The organism is Paenibacillus sp. sgz302191 (genome assembly GCF_057749925.1).
This window is the reverse complement of the sequence record NZ_JBYLHY010000048.1, coordinates 1-23122: the sequence shown is the minus strand read 5'-3', so window position 1 is coordinate 23122 and position 23122 is coordinate 1. Positions and strand designations below refer to the sequence as shown.

20 protein-coding genes are annotated in these 23122 nt (G+C 56.0%); 17 read left to right on the top strand and 3 right to left on the bottom strand.

Translation table 11 applies throughout. The features are described 5' to 3' along the window. Positions 1-8 precede the first annotated feature (8 nt). From AC3G2T_RS36330 to AC3G2T_RS36315, 4 genes are read left to right on the top strand one after another with little or no spacing between them, the layout of a single operon-like run. The gene (locus tag AC3G2T_RS36330; protein WP_488438497.1) at positions 9-1028 is read left to right on the top strand and encodes a FecCD family ABC transporter permease; all 1020 of its coding nucleotides are present in this window, start codon (positions 9-11) and stop codon (positions 1026-1028) included. Next, positions 1028-1840, top strand: coding sequence for an ABC transporter ATP-binding protein (locus AC3G2T_RS36325; protein ID WP_488438496.1), 813 nt, complete (start codon positions 1028-1030; stop codon positions 1838-1840). The genes AC3G2T_RS36330 and AC3G2T_RS36325 overlap by 1 nt, the downstream gene beginning before the upstream one ends. Positions 1841-1846: 6 nt before the next feature. Continuing rightward, on the top strand, positions 1847-2833 hold the full coding sequence (locus AC3G2T_RS36320; RefSeq protein WP_488438495.1) for an LLM class flavin-dependent oxidoreductase: 987 nt from the start codon (positions 1847-1849) through the stop codon (positions 2831-2833). Positions 2834-2856: 23 nt separating this feature from the next. After that, entirely contained in the window at positions 2857-3936 is a 1080-nt protein-coding gene (locus AC3G2T_RS36315) for an ABC transporter substrate-binding protein (protein WP_488438494.1), read from the top strand. 896 nt (positions 3937-4832) lie between these two features. Here the strand turns inward: AC3G2T_RS36315 and AC3G2T_RS36310 are convergent. Next, positions 4833-6227, bottom strand: a complete 1395-nt coding sequence (locus tag AC3G2T_RS36310) for a phospholipase D-like domain-containing protein (protein WP_488438493.1) — start codon at positions 6225-6227, stop codon at positions 4833-4835. Positions 6228-7199: 972 nt separating this feature from the next. On the opposite strand from AC3G2T_RS36310, the gene AC3G2T_RS36305 reads away from it, so the two are divergent. From AC3G2T_RS36305 to AC3G2T_RS36255, 11 genes are all read left to right on the top strand, one after another. Further along, complete coding sequence (locus AC3G2T_RS36305) at positions 7200-8012, top strand: ABC transporter ATP-binding protein (RefSeq protein ID WP_488438492.1); 813 nt, start codon at positions 7200-7202, stop codon at positions 8010-8012. Further along, positions 7993-8808: an ABC transporter permease gene (locus AC3G2T_RS36300; protein ID WP_488438491.1), complete on the top strand. Its 816-nt coding sequence runs from the start codon at positions 7993-7995 to the stop codon at positions 8806-8808. The genes AC3G2T_RS36305 and AC3G2T_RS36300 overlap by 20 nt, the downstream gene beginning before the upstream one ends. Then, positions 8805-9671, top strand: coding sequence for an ABC transporter permease (locus AC3G2T_RS36295; protein ID WP_488438490.1), 867 nt, complete (start codon positions 8805-8807; stop codon positions 9669-9671). Before AC3G2T_RS36300 ends, AC3G2T_RS36295 begins: the two co-directional genes overlap by 4 nt. A 34-nt stretch (positions 9672-9705) precedes the next feature. Further along, the gene (locus tag AC3G2T_RS36290; protein ID WP_488438489.1) at positions 9706-10794 is read left to right on the top strand and encodes an ABC transporter substrate-binding protein; all 1089 of its coding nucleotides are present in this window, start codon (positions 9706-9708) and stop codon (positions 10792-10794) included. A gap of 31 nt (positions 10795-10825) precedes the next feature. After that, entirely contained in the window at positions 10826-12199 is a 1374-nt protein-coding gene (locus AC3G2T_RS36285) for an aminotransferase (protein ID WP_488438488.1), read from the top strand. A 6-nt stretch (positions 12200-12205) separates the two neighbouring features. Next, a complete protein-coding gene (locus AC3G2T_RS36280) occupies positions 12206-13471 on the top strand; it encodes a M20 family metallo-hydrolase (RefSeq protein WP_488438487.1) in 1266 nt (421 codons plus the stop codon). A gap of 2 nt (positions 13472-13473) precedes the next feature. Beyond that, complete coding sequence (locus AC3G2T_RS36275; RefSeq protein ID WP_488438486.1) at positions 13474-14355, top strand: nitrilase-related carbon-nitrogen hydrolase; 882 nt, start codon at positions 13474-13476, stop codon at positions 14353-14355. Positions 14356-14371: 16 nt separating this feature from the next. Beyond that, the gene (locus AC3G2T_RS36270) at positions 14372-15736 is read left to right on the top strand and encodes an NAD(P)-dependent oxidoreductase (protein WP_474680910.1); all 1365 of its coding nucleotides are present in this window, start codon (positions 14372-14374) and stop codon (positions 15734-15736) included. A 67-nt stretch (positions 15737-15803) separates the two neighbouring features. Next, positions 15804-17099 carry an NAD-dependent dihydropyrimidine dehydrogenase subunit PreA gene (preA, locus tag AC3G2T_RS36265; protein WP_474680911.1) on the top strand — a complete coding sequence of 432 codons (1296 nt, stop codon included), beginning with the start codon at positions 15804-15806 and terminating at the stop codon, positions 17097-17099. A 3-nt stretch (positions 17100-17102) separates the two neighbouring features. Continuing rightward, on the top strand, positions 17103-18530 hold the full coding sequence (gene hydA, locus AC3G2T_RS36260) for a dihydropyrimidinase (RefSeq protein WP_474680912.1): 1428 nt from the start codon (positions 17103-17105) through the stop codon (positions 18528-18530). A 379-nt stretch (positions 18531-18909) separates the two neighbouring features. Next, positions 18910-19140 carry a hypothetical protein gene (locus AC3G2T_RS36255; RefSeq protein WP_474680913.1) on the top strand — a complete coding sequence of 77 codons (231 nt, stop codon included), beginning with the start codon at positions 18910-18912 and terminating at the stop codon, positions 19138-19140. Between the two features lie 12 nt (positions 19141-19152). On the opposite strand, the gene AC3G2T_RS36250 is transcribed toward AC3G2T_RS36255, so the two are convergent. Then, positions 19153-19509: a hypothetical protein gene (locus tag AC3G2T_RS36250; RefSeq protein ID WP_474680914.1), complete on the bottom strand. Its 357-nt coding sequence runs from the start codon at positions 19507-19509 to the stop codon at positions 19153-19155. Between AC3G2T_RS36250 and AC3G2T_RS36245 the strand changes: the two genes are divergently transcribed. After that, positions 19508-19726, top strand: coding sequence for a hypothetical protein (locus AC3G2T_RS36245; protein ID WP_474680915.1), 219 nt, complete (start codon positions 19508-19510; stop codon positions 19724-19726). The two genes, AC3G2T_RS36250 and AC3G2T_RS36245, sit on opposite strands and share 2 nt — an antisense overlap. Here AC3G2T_RS36245 and AC3G2T_RS36240 read toward each other — a convergent pair. After that, complete coding sequence (locus AC3G2T_RS36240; protein ID WP_474680916.1) at positions 19723-21336, bottom strand: PucR family transcriptional regulator; 1614 nt, start codon at positions 21334-21336, stop codon at positions 19723-19725. The genes AC3G2T_RS36245 and AC3G2T_RS36240 overlap by 4 nt on opposite strands. Positions 21337-21517: 181 nt before the next feature. On the opposite strand from AC3G2T_RS36240, the gene ald reads away from it, so the two are divergent. Then, entirely contained in the window at positions 21518-22645 is a 1128-nt protein-coding gene (gene ald / locus AC3G2T_RS36235; protein ID WP_474680917.1) for an alanine dehydrogenase, read from the top strand. Positions 22646-23122 lie beyond the last annotated feature (477 nt).

Genomic DNA, 23122 nt, shown 5'->3' with positions numbered 1-23122 from the left:
ATCACGATATGCGGTCCATAAGCCCGATCCGCGACAGATGGGTATTTCTCGTATTATTAGCCGGGCTGGCGGCGCTTGTGCTTTTGTCTTTTATGGTCGGGAGGTTTTCCATTTCCCCCTGGCAGGTGGCCGATGCCCTGTTTTCCCGATTCGGCGCGGCCCGTGAAACCTCCGATATTATGAATACGGTCGTTTGGGACATTCGGCTGCCCCGCATCGTTGCCGCAATTGCGTCCGGGGGAGCTCTTGCGGTGTCCGGAAGCGTCTACCAGCGTATTTTTAAAAATCCGTTGGTATCGCCCGATATACTGGGCGTCTCCGCCGGGGCCGGATTCGGCGCGTCGCTCGCCCTTTTGCTGTTATTGCCCTGGACGGTGCTTCCACTGCTTGCTTTTGCATTCGGCCTGGTTGCGGTCGCCTGTTCGCTTTTCGTTTCCAGATTAGCATGGAACGGTTCGAATATGATGATCATTTTGAGCGGTATTGTCGTGGCTGCCATTTTCCAGGCTCTGATTTCCATCGTGAAATATGTGGCCGATCCGGACAATACGCTGCCGAGCATCGTGTTTTGGTTGATGGGCGGCTTTGCGAGTGTGAAAAGCAGCCAAGTTTGGATAACGCTCGTGCCAATCGCAATCGCACTGCTTGTTTTACTCGGATTACGCTGGCCGCTGCAGGTCATCTCGTCCGGTGAAGACGAGGCCCGCTCGCTCGGCGTCCCGGTCGCCCGGATCCGGCTCATTGTCATTTTATGCGCGACACTGCTGACGGCCGCCGCCACAAGCTTGGGCGGAATCGTAGGGTGGGTCGGGCTGCTCGTTCCGCACATGGCGAGAATGCTGGCTGGAGAAAATATCGTGCGTTCGCTCCCGGTGACATTCATGGCCGGCGCCATGCTGCTGCTCGCTGTTGATACGGCTGCGCGTTCCATCGGTTCGACGGAAATACCGCTCGGAATTATTACTGCGCTGCTGGGCGCACCGTTCTTTTTGTTCCTGCTCATTCAAAAAGGGAGGAGGGAACGGTGATGCTTGACGTACATAATCTTCGTTTTCATTATTCGCCCGACCGCCCTTTGCTTCGCGGGCTTTCATTTTCGCTTCGGCCGGGAGATGTTTTCTGCATTCTCGGTGCGAACGGAACCGGCAAAACGACGCTGATCAAGTGCCTCCTTGGCTTTGTGAAATCTGCGCCCGGAACGATTCGGGTCGGAGGGGCCGATGTGGCCTCTTTGAAGCCCGGAGAGCTTGCACGGCGCATATCGTACGTTCCGCAGGCGGCGCTGGCCGACATGGACCAGACCGTCTTTGATGTCGTCATGATGGGGAGGAATCCTTACATCAAAATGCTGTCATCGCCATCCGGAGAGGATGAACGAATCGTGCATGACGCGATGGTTCAGCTTGGCATAGCCGGACTAGCCGGCACGCGCTTTTCGCGGCTGAGCGGCGGGCAGAGGCAAATGGCGCTCATTGCAAGAGCACTGGCCCAGCAGGCGCCTGTCATGGTGCTGGACGAGCCGACTGCGAGTCTGGATTACGGCAATCAGCTTAAAATTCTTCAAGTTATAAAAGATTTGGGCGCGAGCGGCCGTACGGTCATTATGACTACGCACGTCCCGGACCATGCGCACTGGGTTTGCAATATGGCCGCATTCATGAAGGATGGGATCTTCATTGCCCAAGGCGCGCCGGATCGGATTTTGACATCCGCTTTGCTCAGCGAGCTTTACGAAGCCGATATCCGCACGGCGAAGGCGCAGCTGGACGATTCGCCGGACCGGACCGTGCGCGTTGTAATACCCGTAATGGCCGAGAGCGGCATGATAAAAGGGAGGTAATCAACGATGAAATTCGGATTATCGGGAAGCAGCGGAGGGCTTGAATCGCTGCCGCAGGCCCGCATGAAAGCATTCATACCTTTACTCGAGAAAATGGGCTTTACGTCGATATGGATCAATGAGGAACATTTTCAACGAAACGCTGCGGCGCCGGATCGGCACGGTTATTCGCCGCTTATATTGGCGGCTGCTGCAGCGGCATTGTCGTCCCGGCTCCGCATCGGCTTCTCGGCGCTGCTGCTTCCGCTGCATCATCCGCTGCGGCTGGCGGAAGAGATCGCAACCTTGGACCGGCTATCCGACGGCCGAATCGATTTCGGCATTTCTCGCGGGCACGCCGGCCGTTATTTTGAAGCATACGGCGCCGATCCCGAGCAAAGAACGGCACAATTTCGCAACGTGCTGGAAGAAATCATCCGCTACTGGCGCAACGGCATGGTCTCTTTGGCGGATGAAGAAGTTCTTTTTGCGCCACTGCCGGTTCAGGCGCCTCATCCTCCTGTCTATGTGGCTGCGTATTCGGATGAATCCGTCGAATGGATCGCCCGGTCCGGGTATCGGCTTATCCAGCACGGCATTCAGTCCATAGACAGCCTTCGCCGCTGCCTCCACGTGTACAAGGAGTCCGGAGGCGATTCGGAAGCATTGCCTGTAGGGCGGTTCGTTTATGTAGGAGAAAGCGACGAAGAAGCAAGAAGGGACATTTGGCCGACCGTATGCCGGTTAACGGACCTGTTGAAACGGATTCGCACCGAACGGTTCTCGCTTATACACGATGAAGACGATTTGGAGCCGGAACGGTTTTACGATAGTCTCGCCATTATCGGAAGTCCGGAAACGTGCAGCGGCAAGCTAAGGCAGCTTCGCGAAGAACTCGGCGTGAACGATATCAATCTGCTGCCGTCTTTTTTCGGATTGCTTCCTGCCGAGCTGCTGGAAAAATCTTTGGAGCGCTTTTCAACCCGGGTCATGCCTGAGTTAGCCAACTTATAACACCAGAGAAGGGGAGCGACTATATGTTTGAAACAATCAAAAAGCGCGCTGCGACGCGAAGTGTAATGGCTGCGGTGCTGCTGCTGGCGCTGCTGCTGTCCGGGTGCGGCTTAGGGAAAAACGCGGATCCGGCATCGACATCGGGTAACACGCAGACGGATATGGCGGGCAGGCCGGTAGCCGTGCCAAGCAAAATCGAACGCGTGTCAGCGCTGCATCCGATCCCGTCCTACTTGCTTTGGCGGCTTGCCCCGAAAAAGATGGTAAGCAAAGACATGGTTTTTGTATCCCAGTATTTGGCAGAGAACAGCCCGAAGTTGTTTGCCGAGCAAGATTCCGCCATGCTGAAAGCTTTGCCGACGACGGGCGTATTTTTTAAAGGGCTCGATCCTGAGCAATTGCTGCAGGTACGGCCGGACATCGTCATCACGATGACGAAAGATCCGCAAAAGGATCAGTTGGCCGAAAAAATCAAACTTCCGGTTTACGCGATATCCAAAGATACGTTGACCGACTATGAACAATCGATTCGCTTGATCGGGAAGCTGGTCGGCAACGAATCCGAAGCGGCGAAGCTGGCCGATTATTGGAAAAACGCGATCGAAGAAGTCGCAGGCGAAAGCAAGCGCATTCCCGACAGCCAGCGGTTGAAAGTTTATTATGCGAATTCGGAATTGCTTGCAACCCCTGGCAAAGATACGATAATGGCTTCAGTTATCGAGCTTGCCGGAGGCGTGAACGTGGCGAGCGGTTTGTCCGGCAATTCGACGGACGAGAACCTTCCGGTCAAAATGGAACAAGTGCTGGAGTGGAATCCGCAGGTCATAATCGTCAAATCGCTCGCGCAAAAAGAACAGATTCTGAAAAGCCCGGAATGGCAAGGCGTCGATGCCGTCAAAAAGCAGCGGATTGCGGTGCAGCCCCGCTATGCGATTATGGACGGAATGATGGCCATCATGGGCTTGAAATGGGCGAACGGCGTCATGTATCATCTTGACGACCAAGCTTTCCAGCAGCAGTTCCGACAAAAATGGACCGAATTCCACTCGCTGTTCTTTCATTACAATATTACGCCTGAGCAAATGCAGGAACTATCAAAATAAAGCGGTCGCTTTTGTATTCGCACATTTTGACAGTATGTTCGTCAGGAAATCTCGCCCAACCTAATTCCATGGTGTGATAACTGAAATTTAAAGGCTGCTCCCCCAATTGGAGGAGTAGCCTTTTCTATCTTCACTTACCAATAACCTCTGTGTTCCTCGCCACTTAATTTTCTATGCACTTCTTTGATTAGATAAAACTGTTTAGTGGAACCAATTTTTACGTGCGGATTGATCGTATTAATAATAGCAAGTACTATAGAAATCATTGTAATTACAATACAAGGACGAAGAAGCAAATGAGAGGATAAATGCGAAAGAATTGCATGAATTGCGGCTGGAGGGAAGCTGGAGTAATAGCGCCATCCTCGGCGCGAAGTGGCTCGGGTACAGTGAGGAGCAGACAAAGGAGTTTGTTCAGCCGCCGGATCGCCAACTACTCCCAAAGGAGGTACCTTCGTGCTGCGCCTTCATCCGCTGATCGATGCGTTCCAGATGGCCGCACAGCTCACTAAGCTGCGTTACTTTGGTAACAACTAAATCGGTGACTTTATTTGTAGCTTGTACCTTGTCCAACCTCGAAACGCCATATCAACTTGCGTAGGCTGCGAGCTGTTTGGCCGGCAGCACCGTCTTGTCCCAGTTGCATCCGCGCACGAACCGGTTCGGCATCAACTTAGCTAATTATTGCGACGCAAAATACATCCCAAAACGAAAGAAGGAACTGTCCCAAAAAAGCTCGCATAGTATGAGAACGGCGCGAAAATCGAGCAAAAGGACCTCAAATTCCACTGCCAAGTGGAGAGTGAGGTCCTTTGGATTTAGGCTAGCAGCTTAGCTTGGTTCAAAATGAAAAAGCTCTGTAAGCGCGGAACTGCCGTCTAGCCTGTAGATTGCCGCTATTCACCGTAAGTCGCCGGGTCCAGGCTATATGCAAGACCTTGCCAGTCGAAGTCTCCGCACGCTTTTCTAAGGCGGTTTTCACCGGCGACGTTGCGGTAGAGCCGAAGGGCTTCGCGGTCGTCCAACTGCACGGTGTCCTGCCCCAGGTGCTCGGACAGAAGTTGACGGCGCAGTGCGCGCACCACTTTTGCATCCCATATCGCTGCGTTCATCTCCGTATGGCCGAATAGTGAATTCGAGTGGAGATTGCAGGACCCGATTGTCGCCCACGTGTCGTCTACAAGCATGATTTTCGCATGTACATATATATCGCTGCGTCCGCCTTGAGCAGTTGGACCGGCAATGCCGACAAGCGTAAAATTGCCGTATCGGCCGAGCGCTTCGATGTGATCGAAAAAGCCCTTGCGGTCCGGGTTCCGGCGGGCTGCGCGCACGTATTCCTCGGGTTCGGCCGGAACGAGGAGAACGACATCGACGCCGCGTTTCAGGGCGTCCTCAAGCCTGGCCGCTATTTCCGGTACCGGGAGCGCCTGATTTTCGATATAGATCGAGCGTCGCGCGGCATCGATCGCCTGTTTGTACTGCTCCAAAACGGAACGCTCGCCAGCGGCAATATCGAAGGAAGAACCCCCGGGAGTCGGGTGGCTATTGCTGTAGCGGCCGGCGTACACGTTCCTTTGGATCTGCACGAGGCTATCGCCCCGCGGCTCGGTGACGCGCACCGGAAAGGGCAGTTCGTCGTCGCCGTCATGGCCCCATACGCCGTTTTCCGCCGTTTTTTCGCTGGCCTCGTTCCACCTCTGGACGAAATTGTGATGCACGTCGGTTGCGGACGGTCCGGTCACTTCGACATAGACATCGTGGCGGTGGCCTTCTCCCGCGTGGCCGGGTTCAAAAGCCTTGAAAGTCGGATTAATCCCGCCGACAAATGCCGTTTCGGACGGTTCGCCTGCATCGATAAGCCAAATTTTTTGGTGTTGGCAGTAGTAGCCGTAAGCACGATCCCAACGTGCGCGGAAACGCGAACCGCGTGCGCCGAGCAGTTCAAAGTCGGCGTGCGATCCGGCAAATGCTTGGCCGTAGCCACTGCTTTCCGGATTGGGACGCCAGAAAATGATCCGCACATCCAAGCCCCGCTCAACCGCGCGGTCCAGCACATCGAAGATCGTGCCCCGGCCGTCCGGCATTTGGAAATCCGGCGCCAGGAAAGTGACCGCAAGCCAGACGCTGTGCCGCGCGGCATCGATCGCTTCGCAAATACGCCGGAAGGTGGGGGCGCTATCCACAAGCGGCCGCACCGCATTGCCGGGGCGGATGGGGTAGGAGGCGGATACAAGGAAAGGCACTTGCGGCTCGGAGCCTGGAACGGCTAAAACTTCGGATGGGATCATCGAATAAACCTCCAATAATCATAGTAACGTAAGCCAACTGCAAAGGTTGATAGAACGGTACGTAGTACAAGTCGTCTGCCGGAACTAACGTATCATGCTGCGCTAAAAACCCGCAAAAGTCAGACAGCTGCCCAGAAACCCACACGCTAGAGCCAACGGCAATTCGCGCGCTAGAGCCACCAGCAATTCGCACGCCAGAGCCAACGGCAATTCGCACGCCAGAGCCATCACTTCATCTACATCTGCCTGGCCCGCGAAGAAAGCCTGCAAAAGTGCATCTTTTTACCCGTTGATACGCTGGCTGCGGAATTATTCCTGCAAAAGTGCAGGCTTTTCGTCGCGAACATGGGCTTAGACTCATTTTTATCGAAAATTCCTGCACAATCGCAGGCTTTTTGCCAAAATGACCCATGATTACGGAAAAAGCCTGCACTTTCGCAGGTTTTGTGCGTTGTAACTGCTTAAGCCGATTGCAAAACGGTTGCGCCGCATGTGGCGCCAAAGTCATACTTTTGCTTGGACGAAAAGGGAAGCCTTCCGCTTGTCCCAACAAGGTGCGGAAACTTATGCGGCGTTCTGGCAGATTCTGTTTGTCTCTTTAATTTTAATGTATCGGAAATATCATGTATAGGGCAATCACATTCTCGACATCATGCTGCCGGAGCTCGAAGGCGTCTGCCCAATGTTCCTATCCTTATACAGACGGCCATCAAGAACGAAAGTGAAGCGAAGGTTCCCGGTTACGCCAATATAGTTTACATAACAAAAATTATGCAAAAAAATCTGCTCACCCTTCAGGACTTCGTTTTCTTTTTTTTACTTCTCACACCATGTTACAGAATGTAAAGTGGAGCAACTGATTTCGAAACACTTTGTATAATGTCATTTTGTAATTATGTTATATAATATAACATATATAGTAATTGAAGTTGACCGTGAATTCACATTTGAAAGTGGATGAGGAGGGGCTTCATGCAATCAGACGGTTTCGGCAAAAAAGTGGAGATTTCGGTGGACGGCGTTTCGATGGTTTTTGGCAAAAAGGGGCGTCAAGTGACCGCGCTTCAAGACACCAGCTTCGAGGTGTATCACAATGAATTCGTCTCCCTGCTCGGTCCGTCGGGCTGCGGCAAATCGACGCTGCTCAGGCTGATGGCCGACCTGCTGCAGCCGACAGGCGGAACCATCTCCGTCCGGAAGGAGCATCCGAGAGAAATTCGTCTCCGCCGTAAGTTCGGCATCGTTTTTCAAAGCCCCACATTGTTTGAATGGCGGACCGTCAGGGAGAACATCGAGCTTCCGCTCGAAGTGCTCGGCCAGACGAAGCGCGAAGCGGCCGGCATCGTCGACGGGCTGCTCGACATTGTCGGACTGACCAAGTTTAAGGAGCATTACCCTTGGCAGCTGAGCGGGGGCATGCAGCAGCGGGTCGCCATAGCCAGAGCGCTCTCGCTGGACCCGCCGATCCTGTTCATGGATGAGCCGTTCTCTGCGCTCGACGAGTTTACGAAAGAAAAGCTTCAGCTGGAGCTGCTTGAAATCAAGAAGAAGACGAACAAAACGATCGTTTTTGTCACCCACAGCATTCCGGAAGCCGTGTTTTTGTCCGACAGAGTCATTGTGTTGTCCCCGCATCCGGGCCGCGTCCATTCCATTTTCGATATCCCGCTCGGCGGCAGCAGGACGGCTCTGATCCGCGAATCGGAGACGTTCCACGCGTGGACGGCCGCCGTTCGGAACTGCTTCTACAAGGAGCGTGAATCCCTTGACGAGCAAATTATTTAGAACATGGAGCCAAGGGACGTCAATCGCCGTCTGGGCCGCAGCCTTGATCATTTTGTGGGAGGCGCTCGCATGGCTTCTGCATCATGGCATTCCGCTCAAGTCCCCCGATTCGAAACTGCCTTACCTTCACCAAATCGTGCTGTCGATGACTGCGAATCTGCCGGCTCTGACGGAGCAAGGGGCGATCACCTTCGGCAACTCCATGCTCGGCTTTCTCATCGGCTCTGTTGCCGGAAGCGGATTGGCAATCGCCATGAGCCTTTCCAAAACGGTCGAAAATACGCTGTCACCCTACATGGTCGCTTCGCAAATGGTGCCGATCATCGGCCTTGCTCCCATCGTCTACGGCATCCTTCATGATCCGGGCATTTCCCGGATCGTCATGTCAGGATACGTTACATTCTTTCCGGTCACGATTCATACGCTGCGCGGTTTGAAAAGCGTTTCGTCCGAGCATCTGGAGCTCATGCGCTCCTATGCCGCTAGTCCATGGCAAAGCTATATGAAGCTGAAGCTCCCCGCTGCGCTGCCGGGCGTATTTGCAGGCCTGAAGCTGGCTGCGCCGCTGGCGATTACGGCCTCGATCATCGTCGAGTTGATGGGCGCGCCCGACGGCATAGGCGTATTGATGGTCAGCTCACTATATTACGGCACAGCGCAAGTCTATATGTTTTGGAGTACGGTGCTGGTCAGCATGGCAATCGGATTCGCATCTTTTCTGGCGCTTTTGTTGGCGGAACGGCTGTTGACGCCATGGCAGCCCGAATTTCGGCAAGCGGGGAGGGATGGCCTATGAAGGAGATGGCGATCGGTGCGGAGCAGACCAGTCCCGCGAAGCCGGCGGAAGCCCCGCTCAAACTCAAACGCCCGAAGCCGGCCGCTGCGGCAAAAGCTCGTTCCTGGCCGGCGAAGCTGCTTCCTTCCGCGTTCGGCGTTTTGTTCCTCGTCCTGTGGCAGACGGAGGCGTTTCATAAGCTGTTTCATCTGGAGAGGTACCAGCTGCCAATACCGTACGACATTGCCGCCGCAATCCGGGACAACAGCGATACTTTAGCGCTCTATGCGCTCTACAGCGGCATCGAAATGGTCGGAGGCTGCCTGATCGGCTCTTTCCTCGGGTGGCTGGCGGCCGTGGCCGCGTCCTTTTATCCGAATGCGGGGAAAGGCGCCGTCTCGATCATGGCTTCGCTGAACGCACTGCCCATCGTGGCGCTCGCGCCGATCATGAACAACTGGCTGGGCGACGGCATCGCTTCGCGCATCGGGATCGTGTCCGTCATGACGATGGCGACGATGGCGGTCAGCGCGTACAAAGGATTTCGATCCATCGATCCGGCGTATTTGGAGCTGATGGAGTCCTATGCGGCCGGGAAGCGGCAAACTTTTTTTAAGCTGAGGCTTCCCAAAGCGCTCCCGTCCATGTTCGCCGCCCTCAAGATCAACATGTCGACCGGCATTATCGGGGCGATCGTCGGCGAGTTTTTCATCTCGTCCAGGGGGCTCGGTTATTTGCTATCCGATCAAATCAGGCTGGCCAACATGCCGCTTGCCTGGGCCTGCATCGCAATAGCCGCCGCGCTCGGCATCGCCCTTTACAACATCGTGCAGCTCATTGAAAAACTGTCCGTTCCATGGTCCGCTCAGGACCGGACTTCCTAGAAAAGAACATTATTTTCGGAGAGGGTTGGTCTGAATGTTGAAGGGAGTATCTGCTGTCCGCTTTGCCCTGCTGAGCTGCATATCGTCCGCGCTTGTGATCATGTCCGCCTGCGCTTCCGGTCCGGCTGCCTCGCCGGCGGCCCCGGCTCCTGCCGCTGCAGGATCGTCGCCGTCCGCGCAAGCGCCGTCCTCCGGACCGCTGAAAAAAGTGAAAATTCAGCTGAAATGGGTGCCGCAAGCGCAATTTGCCGGCATTTACGCAGCCAAAGAGAAAGGCTTTTACAAAGATGAAGGCCTCGATGTGGAAATCATCCCCGGCGGACCTGACGTCGTCATCGAACAGCAGGTCGTGAACGGCGCTGCGGATCTTGGCGTGTCGAGCTTCGACAGCCTCCTCGTGAACCGCGATAACGGCTTGCCGCTCGTGTCATTGGCGCAAATCACGCAAAAAAGCTCCTACCGGCTGCTCGCCAAAAAGGCCACAGGCATCGATGCCCCGGCCAAAATGAAAGGCAAAAAAGTCGGCACATGGATGGGCAGCCAGCAGTTCCAGGTGCTTGCTTTTATGGAGAAGAACGGATTGGACCCGAAAAAAGATATTCAGCTCGTCAAGCAGGGCTTTACGATGGACCAATTTTTCAATGATCAGCTCGACGTGGCGACGGCTACGATTTATAACGAGTACTATGTCGTTCTGGAAAGCGGCGTGAAAGAATCCGATCTGAACGTATTCAACTTTGACGATGCGGGCGTTGCCATGCTGGAGGATACGCTGATCGCCAAGAAGGATTGGACGGACAAAAACCATGATCTCGCCGTCAAAGCGGTGCGGGCCACATTGAAAGGCTGGAAATACGCGATCGATCACCAGGACGAAGCGGTCGACATCGTGATGAAAAGCGTGACGCAGGGCAGCACGACGAAGCAGCACCAAGTGACGATGCTCAAAGAGATGGCAAAGCTCGTGAAGCCGGAAGGTTTCAAGGATGAGCAGGTCGGCGCGTTCGTCGACGAATCCGTAAAACGGACGGCAGATATCGCATTAAAGTACGGATTGATCAAAAAACCGGCCGATTTGGCGGCTTCCATCGACAAAACGGTTCTGGAAGGCGCCGCCAAGTAGGCAGAGGTAGAGGCAGAGAGGGGAGAACGAGATGAACGTCAATCAAGTGAAGGATGCGGCTGTCAAAGACGAACTGCTGGACAAAGACCGCAAATATGTATGGCACCACATGTCTCCCCATAACGACAATCCGATGATTGTCGAATCCGGCGAAGGCAGCTGGATTACGGACATCGAGGGCAACCGCTATTTGGACGGCATGTCGGGGCTGTGGTGCGTCAACGTCGGGCACGGGAGAGCGGAAATAGCCGAGACGGCTGCAGGGCAAATGACCAAAATCGCCTACGCCACGCTAGTCCAGTCCCATGTGCAGGCGATTGAGCTTGCTGCGAAGCTGAACGAATGGCTGGACGCGGAATACCGGATCTTTTTTTCCAACTCGGGTTCGGACGCGAATGAGGTCGCTTTTAAAATCGCCAGACAATATCATCATCAAAACGGCAATCCGACCAAGCACAAATTTATTTCCCGGCACCGCGCCTATCACGGCAATTCGATGGGGGCGCTCGGGGCGACGGGCCAAGCGCAGCGCAAGCTGAAGTACGAGCCGCTCGGCGTCGGCTTCCAGCACGTTCCGCCGCCCTACTGCTACCGCTGCCCGTTCGGGCAAGCCCCGGGCTCCTGCAAGCTGGAATGCGCCAAAGCCTACGAAGACGCGATCCGGTGGGAAGGGCCCGATTCCGTGGCGGGCGTCATTTTGGAGCCCGTCATCACCGGTGGGGGGATGATCGTCCCTCCGGATGACTATTTGCCGGAAGTGCGCCGCATTTGCGACCGCTACGACGTTCTGCTGATCGTCGATGAAGTCATTTGCGGCTTCGGCAGATCGGGCGAAAAGTTCGGCCATCACAATTACGGGGTCAAGCCGGATATCGTCACGATGGCCAAAGGGCTGACAAGCGCGTATTCTCCGCTGTCGGCGACGGCGGTTGCCGCGGAATTGTACGCTCCTTTTCAGGATAAGCAGGCGGACAGCCACTTCCGGCACGTGAATACGTTCGGCGGCAATCCGGTGTCCTGCGCCGTTGCGCTGAAAAACCTGGAGATTATGGAGCGGGAAAATCTCGTCGCCCGTTCCGCCTATATCGGCGGCAAGCTGAAGACCGGCCTCGCACCGCTGCTCGGCCATCCGAATGTCGGGGAGATCCGCGCATTCGGCTCCGCGCTCGGCATCGAGCTGGTGGAGGATCGAAGCTCGAAGACGCCGGCTTCGCCCGAACGGGTGGCGGCGATTTTGAACGGCTGCAAGCAGAAGGGGCTGCTGATCGGAAAAAACGGCGATACGGTTCCGGGTTATGCGAACATTTTGACGTTAAGCCCGCCGTTTACGACGACCGATGACGATCTTGCATTCATCATAAGCACGCTGCTTGACGTATTTGATGCCAATCGGGAGAAAGGATGATGCCATATGAAGACGACACCCGCTCTTCGTATGAATGCTTCGAGGCTGCAGCGGCGTATTGCGGAGCTGGCCCAAATCGGGCGCATCGGCGATACCGGCGTATGCAGGCTGGCGCTGTCCCGGGAAGACCGGGAGGCCGTGGAACTGGTCAAATCGTGGATGGAAGAAGCGGGCATGAGCGCGTCGATCGACCCGTTCGCCAATTTGATCGGGGTCAAGCAGGGCAGCGATCCGGCGGCTCCCGTGCTGATGCTCGGCTCGCACATCGATTCGCAGCCTTACGGCGGCCGGTATGACGGCGTAATCGGCGTGCTTGGCGCTATTGAAGCCGTGCAAACGATGGCGGAGGAAGGCATTGTGCCGGCATGCACGATTGAAGTCGTTGCTTTTTGTGACGAGGAGGGCTGCCGGTTCAACAAAGGCTTGTTCGGCGTCCGGGGAATGACCGGGAGGCTTGAAGAAGGAGAGCTGGAGCGAACGGATAAAAACGGCGTGACCCGCAGGCAGGCGTTGGCCGAATTCGGCTGCGATCCGGCGGGATTTGCGGATTACCGGTTTCAAGACGGCCGGATCGGCGCTTTTTTGGAGCTGCACATCGAGCAGGGCCCTGTGCTGGAAGCGCTGGAAGCGCCGATCGGGATCGTCAGCGGCATCTCCGGTCCCTTGTGGCTGACGGTGGAGATGACCGGCTTCGCCGGACACGCGGGATCGGTGCCGATGCCGCTGCGCCGGGATGCGCTGGTCGGCTGCGCGAAAGTGATCATAGCGCTGAACGAGCTGGCGCAGCGGGAGCCGGGAGCGCCGACGGTCGGCACGGTCGGCTCGCTCACGGTGTTTCCGGATTCGCGCAACATCATCCCGGAGAAGGTGTCCTTCACCGTCGATCTTCGCGATATCGACCTGCAGCGCCGCAACGCGCTGGAATCCGAGCTGCTCAGCGTGATCGAACATGCCGCACAGGAGCACGGGCTCACCTACACGATCCGCGAGGATACGAACAGCGAGCCGCGCTACTGCGCCGACTGGATTAAGCGAACGCTGCGGCAGGAGGCGGCCGCCATGGGCCTGGCTCCGCCGGAGCTGATGAGCGGGCCGTTTCACGATTCGCTGACGATGTCGCACGTATGCGATTACGGCATGATTTTCGTCCGCTGCAAGCAGGGGATCAGCCATAACCCCGAGGAGTTTGCCGCCGGGGAAGATATCGCGCTGGGCGCGGAACTGCTGTACCGGGCGGCACTGCAAATTTGTTCCGCCAAAGGAGGGCAATAAACGTGAGTATCGTGAAAATCGGGCTTATTCAGGCGGCCAATGACGTTCACGGCGATGAGCCGGTTGAAGTCCACAAGAGCCGGGCGATTGAGAAGCATATCCGGCTGATCCGGGATGCGGCGCAGCAGGGCGCGCAAATCGTCTCGCTGCAGGAAATCTTTTACGGGCCGTACTTTTGCTCGGAGCAGACGACCAAATGGTATGATGCCGCCGAGGAAATTCCGAACGGCCCGACGACGAAGCTGTTTCAGGAACTGGCCAAAGAGCTTGGCGTCGTCATCGTCCTCCCGATCTATGAAAGAGAAGGGATCGCGACTTACTACAACACGGCGGCCGTAATCGATGCGGACGGCGCGTATTTGGGCAAATACCGCAAGCACCACATTCCGCACGTTGCCGCCGGCGGCGGTTCCTGCGGCTTTTGGGAAAAATATTACTTTAAGCCGGGCAACCTGGGCTATCCCATTTTCGATACGGCTTATGCCAAGGTCGGCGTATACATTTGCTATGACAGGCATTTTCCGGAAGGAGCCCGGGCACTTGGGCTGAACGGCGCGGAAATCGTGTTTAATCCGTCGGCTACCGTCGCCGGAACGTCGGAATATTTATGGAAGCTGGAACAGCCGGCCCATGCCGTCGCCAACGGCTATTACGTGGCCGCCATCAACCGCGTCGGCGTGGAAGCCCCGTGGAATATGGGCGAATTTTACGGCCAATCGTATTTGGTCGATCCGCGGGGCACGATTGTAGCCATCGGCAGCAGAGACAGCGACGAGGTTGTCATCGGCGAGATGAACAAAGAGCTGATCCGCGAAGTGCGCAATGTGTGGCAGTTTTACCGCGACCGCAGGCCGGAAACTTACGATCAAATCGTCAGCTTGTAACGGGAGGAGGCTATCTATGAGCAGCACATTTATTTCCATCGAACAGTTGAAACGAAATTTCGCCGAAGTGAAGGCCGGCATGCGGCCGAAGGAAGCGATCGAGGAATCCAACCGCTGCCTGTACTGCTATGACGCCCCGTGCGTGAACGCCTGTCCTACGGGCATCGATATTCCGTCCTTCATTAAAAAGATCGCCTCCGGCAATATGAAAGGCTCGGCGCGCACGATTATGGAGGCCAACCCGGTCGGAGCGAGCTGCTCGCGCGTCTGCCCGACTGAAGAGCTGTGCGAAGGCGCATGCGTGCTGAACCGCTCGTCCAAGCCGATCCTGATCGGCGATCTTCAGCGGTATGCGACCGATTGGGCGATGCGTAACGAGCAGAACCTGTTCCAGCCGGGTCTGCCGAACGGCAAAGCCGTTGCCGTGATCGGCGCCGGGCCGGCGGGATTGTCTGCGGCGCGCGAGCTGGCGCGGTTCGGTTTTGCCGTTACGGTGTTCGACGCCAAGCCGCAGGCGGGCGGCCTGAATACGTACGGCATCGTATCGTTCCGGCTGCCGCAGGATGTGGCGCTGTGGGAAGTGGAACAGGTGCGGAAGCTCGGCGTCGAATTCCGCATGAATACGGTCGTCGGCCGGGATATTCGCCCCGAGGAGCTGCTGCGGGACTATGACGCGGTCGTGCTGGCCGCAGGCATGTCGAAAGTTCCGATGCTCGGCATCGAAGGCGAGCGGCTCGCAGGCGTGCATGACGCCATCGAGTTCGTCGAATCGACGAAGACGGACATCGACGGCCGCATGGCCGGCAAGCGCGTAGCCGTCATCGGCGCCGGAAATACGGCCATCGATGCCGCAACGTGTTCCGTGCGCATGGGTGCGGAACAGGTGCAGATTGTATACAGGCGCACGCAGGAAGAGATGACCGCTTACGACTTCGAGTTCGAATTCGCCAAGCAGGACGGCGTCCGTTTCCAATGGCTGACCGCTCCGAAACGGATCATCGGCAACGAACGCGGAGAAGTGACCGGCATCGAATGCGTCCGTATGCGGCTGGAGGAAACCGAGGGCGGCACAGGGCGCAAACGCCCGGTTCCGGTGGAAGGCTCCGACTTTGTGATCGAAGCCGATGCCGTCATCAAAGCGATCGGACAGACGAAGCATGTCTCGCTTATCGAGGAGTTCGGCCTGGAGCATTACCGCGGTACGGTTAAGGTGAATCCGCAGACGGGCGAAACGTCCGATCCGCGCATTTTTGCCGCCGGAGATGTGACGTTCGGCGACGGGCAAGGGGAAGCGATGGTCGTGAGCGCTGCACAGCAAGGCAAGCAGGCCGCCTTTGCCATTTACAACAAGCTGATCAAGCTTCGCCACGAAACGGCGTAAGAGCGCTGGTTCGCTGTTTGGGCGCCAGGCTTATTCATTTTATCAATCGGAACAGGAGGGATCTCTAATGGCTGATTTACGTATTAATTTGGCAGGCATTTCATCCCCGAATCCTTTTTGGCTGGCCTCCGCGCCGCCGACGAACACGGGCTACCAGGTGCAGCGCGCTTTTGAAGCCGGATGGGGCGGGGCGGTATGGAAGACGCTGGGGGACCCGATCATCAACACTTCTTCGCGCTTTGCGGCGGTGCATTTTAACGGCATGCGGGTAGCGGGCTTCAACAATATCGAACTGATCACCGACCGGCCGCTGGAGGTCAATCTGAAAGAAATTTACGAGACGAAAAAGCGGTTCCCGAACCATGCCGTAGTCGCTTCCCTGATGGTGGAGCCGAAGCGCGAGAAATGGCATGAAATTGTCAAAAAAGTGGAAGCCGTCGGCGTTGACGGGCTCGAACTGAACTTTGGCTGTCCGCACGGGATGGCGGAGCGCGGAATGGGGGCCGCTTCCGGGCAGCAGCCGGATCTGGTCGAAGCACAGACGATGTGGGCCAAAGAAGCGGCGCAAACGCCGGTCATCGTCAAGCTGACGCCGAACATTACGGACATTACGGCGACGGCCAAAGCGGCCGTGCGTGGAGGCGCCGACGCGATCTCGCTGATCAACACGATCAACTCGCTCGCCGGCGTCGATCTGGATACGTGGAATACGATTCCCCACGTCGGAGGCAAAGGCGCCCATGGCGGCTACTGCGGCCCGGCCGTCAAGCCGATTGCGCTGAACATGGTCGCGGAATGTGCCATGGGCGCCGCTATCGGCGTGCCGATCTCGGGAATCGGCGGCATTTCCAACTGGCAGGATGCGGTCGAGTTTTTGCTTATGGGAGCGACGGGCGTGCAGGTATGCACCGCTGCGATGCATCACGGCTTCCGGATCGTCGAGGATATGATCGACGGCCTGAACAATTACCTCGACGGCAAAGGGCTTGCCAGCGTCACCGAGCTCGTCGGCAAAACCGTAACCCGCTATTCGGATTGGGGCAACCTTGACTTGAACTACCAAGTCGTCGCCCGGATCGATGCGGAGACGTGTATCAACTGCAACAAGTGCCATATCGCCTGCGAAGATACTTCGCACCAGTGCATCGAACGCGTCACGGATGCAAGCGGTGCGCCGATCCTGCAAGTCCGGGAGGAAGACTGCGTAGGCTGCAATTTGTGCTCGATCGTGTGCCCTGTAGACGGGGCGATTACCATGGTGGAAGTTCCTTCCGGGCTCGCGCCCATGACGTGGAACGAAAGACAGGAAGCGATAGCCGGCATGCGAACCGACAAAGAGAATACGACCAAGGAGGCTGTGTAGCCGATGGCCAAACTCATTAAGAACGGCACGATCGTCACCGCCACAGACAGCTATCAGGCGGACGTCTACATCGATAACGGCGTTATTGTGAAAGTGGGAATCGGATTGGAAGCGGAAGGAGCTGAGGTCATCGATGCGGCAGGGCTCTATGTGTTTCCCGGCGGGGTCGACCCCCATACGCATCTGGATATGCCTTTTGGCGGCACGGTTACGGCGGACGATTGGGAGACAGGTACAAAGGCGGCTGCGTTTGGCGGTACGACGACGATTATTGATTTTTGTCTGACGAACAAAGGAGTTCCGCTGCGGCACTCCGTGCAATCGTGGCATCAAAAGGTGCAGGGCAAAGCCGTCATTGACTACGGTTTTCATCTGATGATCGCCGAAATGAGCGATGCCGTGCTGGAGGAGCTTCCGGCGATGATCCACGACGAAGGGATTACATCGCTGAAAGTGTTCATGGCCTACAAAAACGTGTTTCAGGCCGACGACGGCACCTTGTTCCGCACGCTGCTGGAAGCCAAGGAGCACGGGGCGCTTGTGATGGTTCACGCGGAAAACGGCGACGTCATCGAATATTTGGTCAAAAAGGCGCTGGACGCCGGGCAGACGGAGCCGATCTATCACGCTTTGACCCGGCCTTCGGCGATCGAGGGAGAGGCTACGGGCCGGGCGGCCAAGCTGACCGCGCTAGCCGATTCCCAGCTGTACGTCGTGCACGTTACCTGCGAGGAAGCCGTCCGGCAAATCGCGGAAGCCCGCAACCAGGGGCTGGCCGTATGGGGAGAGACGTGTCCGCAGTATTTGGTTTTGGACCGGTCCGCTCTCGAAAAGCCCGATTTTGAAGGGGCGAAATACGTCTGGTCGCCGCCGCTCCGCGAGAAATTTCATCAGGAAGTGCTGTGGAATGCGCTGAAAAACGGGCAGCTGCAAACGCTCGGTTCCGACCACTGCTCGTTCAACTTCAACGGACAAAAAGATTTGGGCATCGGCGATTTCAGCAAAATCCCGAACGGCGGCCCGATCATCGAAGACCGGTTCACGCTGCTGTATTCGGAAGGTGTGGCAAAAGGCCGGATCACGATCCATCAGTTCGTCGATATCGTGTCGACCCGCAGCGCCAAGCTGTTCGGGCTTTTCCCGAAAAAAGGCACTATCGCCGTAGGCGCGGACGCAGATATCGTGCTGTTCGATCCGAACGTGCAGCGGACGATTTCGGCCGAGACGCATCATATGAACGTCGACTACAATCCGTTCGAAGGCATGACGGTGACGGGGGAGCCGGTATCTGTGCTGTCCAGGGGCGAGTTCGTTGTCAAGAACAAGCAGTTCGCCGGCACCCCGGGCGCAGGACAATTCGTGAAGCGCGCCGCTTACTATACGCCGTATACGGAGAAGGGGACGCCGGCCAAAGAGCCCGTTCAACTGTAAGCGAGGCGGGAGGACGGAAGGACGGAAGCCGCAGAATGTGCAGACTTTCCTGCCAGATCAGGCCTCCGGCCCATCGCCGGCGGGGAGTTCCTGTACCATTGCAGGCTTTTCCGCCAAACGTGCTGGTTCCATCGAAAAAGCCTTCACTGAAGCCGCTGCCCCCTTGCCTACGCGCAGAAAGCCTGCAAAAATCAGGCTGTTGAGAAAACGTATATTGGATAGGCGAATCTCTATAAACGCGTAGACAACCAGCAAAAATCAGATTGTTGATAAAGTGACGGTTTAGAGGAATCAGAGGGGCAGGGGCACCGCCGTTCTTCCGTAATTCATTTCTCTCCTGTATGGGGCGCGGAATTGAAGTAGGGGAAGACAAGGCGGCTTGGCGGAAAAACCTGCGAAAGTGCAGGCTTTTTCCGTAAAAATGGTTCATTTTGGCGAAAAGCTTGCGATTGTGCAGGAATTTTTGATGAAAATGAACCTGAGCCCCTGTTCGCGGCAAAAAACCTGCACCATTGCAGGAATTTTTCGTGGCCAGCGTATCAACCGAGCAAAAACTGTACTTTTGCAGGCTTTCCTCGCGCAAACAAGCAGATTATGCGACTGGCTCTAGCACGTAGGGTTCTCAACAGCCCGACTTTTTCGAAACCAGACCATCAAGAAGCAAAAGGATGCATTTTTGCAGGCTTTCTGCGCGTTGCCAAGCAGATAAACTAGCTCTTGTGAGCGGTTTTTCTCGACAGTCTGGCTTTTTCGGTTTTTTACACGCGATGTTATTGGAGTCGCCCCAGCTCTTACGAGCGGATTTCTCGACAGTCTGCAAACATACAGTTTTATTGCGCTGTAATACACGCACTTCGAATAATTCCTGCATCGGCTCATCACTGGCAGGGAATTTCTTCACCATTGCAGGTTTGACAAGCTGCTGTGCCGCTTTCGAAGCCGGTTTTGCTTCGCAAAACTCTAAGGAGGTTTTTCCCATGTCCGATTTTGAGCTAGCCATGCTTGAAAAACAAAAACTTGACGGGTTTGTCGCCCGTCAATTTAAAATCGTCGCCGTCAAGGAAGATTTGAGCGGTTCCTGGCTCGATCTGGAGCATCCCGGCGGCGAGCAGGCGACGCTGCATTTGCAAACGGCCGAGGCCCGCAAATATTTCGGCGGCGTACTGATCCGGCAGCGGCGCAGCACGCTTTCCTAACGTATCGCGCCGTGAACGTATTCATAGGCATGCAGGGCGAGCTCAATGGAGACTCGCTTCTGCGGCTGCATGAAATCGCCGCCGAGCAGCTGCGCGATTTTGTCCAGCCGGTGGTAGAGCGTCTGCCTGGCGACAAACAGCTCTTTGGCCGTTTCCTGCTTGGAGCCGCACAAAGCCAAATACATCTTGAGCGTTTTCAGCAATTGGCCGTTTTTTTCCTGATCAAAGCTGATGACGGGCCCGATGTACGCTGCGATGAAGCTGTGCAGCATCCCTGACTTTTTCATCATGTACACGATTTTGTGCACGTGCAGGTCGTCATAGAACGGCTCCTCCAGCGCTCCGGCGTCTTTTTGGATCAGGATCGTTTCCTGAGCCGTTTCGTAGCTCTCTTTCGCGAGGGTGAAATCGGTCGTCACCTTGCCGATGCCCAGAAGCGAGGAGAACAGCGCAAGCTCCTGCCGGGCTTCGGTTTTTTGCAGCCTGCGGATCGCTCTCAGCATTCGCTCCTTGAAGCCGGGAGCCTGCAGCTGATCCAGCAGGACGAAAACGATCTGCTCCTGAAGTTGAGCCGGCAGCAAATACATGCCTTCCGCTTCGAAAATCGCGCGGGCGACCATATTTTTCTGGATGAGCAAAGATTCCCAGTCTTTAAAAACGGCGATATCCGCCTGGATGTCGAACACGCATACGGCTAGCCGGCTCAGCTTTGCGGTCGGTTTGATCGAGCCGATCGTCTCGCGAATATTCGGCAGCGAGTGCTTGCCGCCAAGCCATTCGATGACCCACAGATCCTCTTTGTAGCGCCTTTTTTCTTCGATATACTTCGTGCGCATCATCTCCTGGGCGACCGCCGTGGCACAACGGTCCAGCGCCAGAACGTGGAACTCGCTGAGCTCCTGTTCGGAATAAAGCAGCAAATCCGCAAACAGATGATCGAGGGCGAGGATCGGGCGATGCGCCAGCCTGCTTTTGATTTCGGGGGCGTCGAACATTTCGCCGTAGATCCATTTTTGGTAAAAAGCATCCGCTTTGGGCTTCGGCATGAACGGCATGAAGTGCGCTTCCGCGCCAAGCGGGAAAAAGGCAACCTGCGCCCCCGTCGTCTGATGCAGCAGCTTCAGCAGCGGCTTCAAGCCTTTGCCGGAAAGCAGCAGCTGATTGAGCTCCGTGGATAAAGATTCCAGCTCGGATACCATACGGTGATGCTGATTGATGAAATATGCGTGTAAATCCTGAGTAATATCGATATAGCGGACTTCTTCGTGGAAAAAAATGAGGGGAAAGTGCTCGCGCCTCGCAAGCTCTTTCATTTTCTCCAGCGGCTGTCTGGTATACGTGCCCAGCTCGATGCACAGACCGGAGGCGCCGCAATCAATAAGCTGCTGCAGGAAGGAGACGCTTAAATCCTCATCGTCGTGCCATGCGATGCCTGTCGATAAAATGAGCTCGCTGCCGTTAAGCAGATGCCCGACATGGGTGACCTCCATAATATGGACCCAGCGGACTGTGCGGCTGAGCGCTTCTTCGTCGGCGATAGCTTCCGCTTTGCGGAACAAAGGGCGTTGAAGAATGTCTCGCACAGTAAGTTGAAGCCATGTCTGTACCATGAAACACACCGCCTTTATGTCAGGTAAACTAACACAAAATGAATGAAAAACAGTTTTTCTCATTATACAATGTGTCCAATGGAAGTGGTATACATTTCTTTCGCCCCTATCAGGGATCTTTGTGCTATGGCAAAAGAGGGGAATTTGTCGTACTTATTTTTGAGCGAGGAGGGGAGCATGTATGGAAATCGGAATCCCTAAAGAAATCAAACGCAATGAAAACCGCGTGGCGATGACGCCGACAGGCGTACATGAGCTTAAGCGGCATGGGCATCAAGTATTTGTAGAATCCTGCGCGGGGATTGGTTCCGGATTCGCCGACGAGCAGTATGCCGCCGCAGGCGCCGTTATCGTGGCGACCGCCGAGGAGGCGTGGTCCAAACCGATGGTCATGAAAGTCAAGGAGCCGCTTGCCGAAGAATTCCGGTTTTTTCGCGACGATCTGCTCCTTTTCACGTATTTGCATCTGGCGGCCGAACCTAAGCTGACTTATGCGCTGGCCGAGCAAAAAGTGACGGCTGTAGCTTACGAAACTGTACAGCTTGCAGGCGGGCAGCTTCCGCTGCTCACGCCGATGAGCGAGATCGCCGGCCGCATGTCCGTGCAGATCGGCGCACAGTTTTTGGAGAAATCGCGCGGCGGAAAAGGAATTTTGCTCGGCGGCGTACCCGGCGTCAGGCGCGGGAAAGTGACGATCGTCGGAGGAGGCGTCGTCGGCACAAGCGCAGCGCACATTGCGCTGGGGCTGGGGGCGGACGTAACGATTTTCGATACCGACTTGAACCGGCTGCGCCAACTGGATGAGCTGTTCGGCCATCGCGTGCATACGATCATGTCCAGCGCTTCGGCCGTAGCGGCAGCCGTGGCCGAGTCGGACCTGGCCGTCGGAGCTGTGCTCATCCCCGGAGCCAAAGCCCCCAAGCTGGTCGGCGAATCCGCGGTACACGCCATGGACGGCGGCTCCGTCATCGTCGATGTCGCGATTGACCAGGGCGGCATTTTCGAAACGATCGACCGCCTCACGACGCATGACGAACCCGTGTTCGAAAAACACGGCGTCCTGCACTATGCGGTCGCCAATATGCCGGGCTCGGTTCCCCGCACGTCAACCCTTGCGTTGACGAACGCCACGCTTCCGTACGCGCTGGAAATCGCGAACAAGGGTATCTATGAAGCGGCTTTGGGCAGCCCCCCTCTGCGCAAAGGAATCAATGTAATCGGCGGCTGCATTACGCACGAAGCGGTCGCCGAGGCGCACCACCTGGCCTACATGGAGCCAGGCTCGCTATTGCGCGCAGCTTCCGCGTGATTGCGCAGCGGCCAAAACAAAACGGCAGTCCGAACCCGAAGGGTTCAGCTGCCGTTTTGTTTTGACGACCGGCCGCCGTCATGCAGCGCGACACCGCGCGCTGGGAGCTGTGCGCGGTGCGAAAGTCGTCCAATCTACCCGACTGCGCGAAGAAAGTCTGCAAAAGTGCAGTTTTTTGCTCCTTTATGCGCATGCTTCGCGAAATTCCTGCAATTGTGCAGGCTTTTCCTCGGCACAGGGGCTCAACTTTCCATTTTGTCAAAAATTCCTGTACTTTCGCAGGCTTTTCGCCAAAACGAGCTATTTTCACAGAAAATTCCTGCACTTTTGCAGGTTTTCCCGTCGGCCCACACTAGCTTTGCAAACAAATGTAACAAACCATATTTTTTAAATGTTATTTAACAAAAAAGGTAAATTAATGTTGAAATTTTGCATAAAAAAACCTATTCTAATGGTCAGATCATCTAGGCGTGTTAC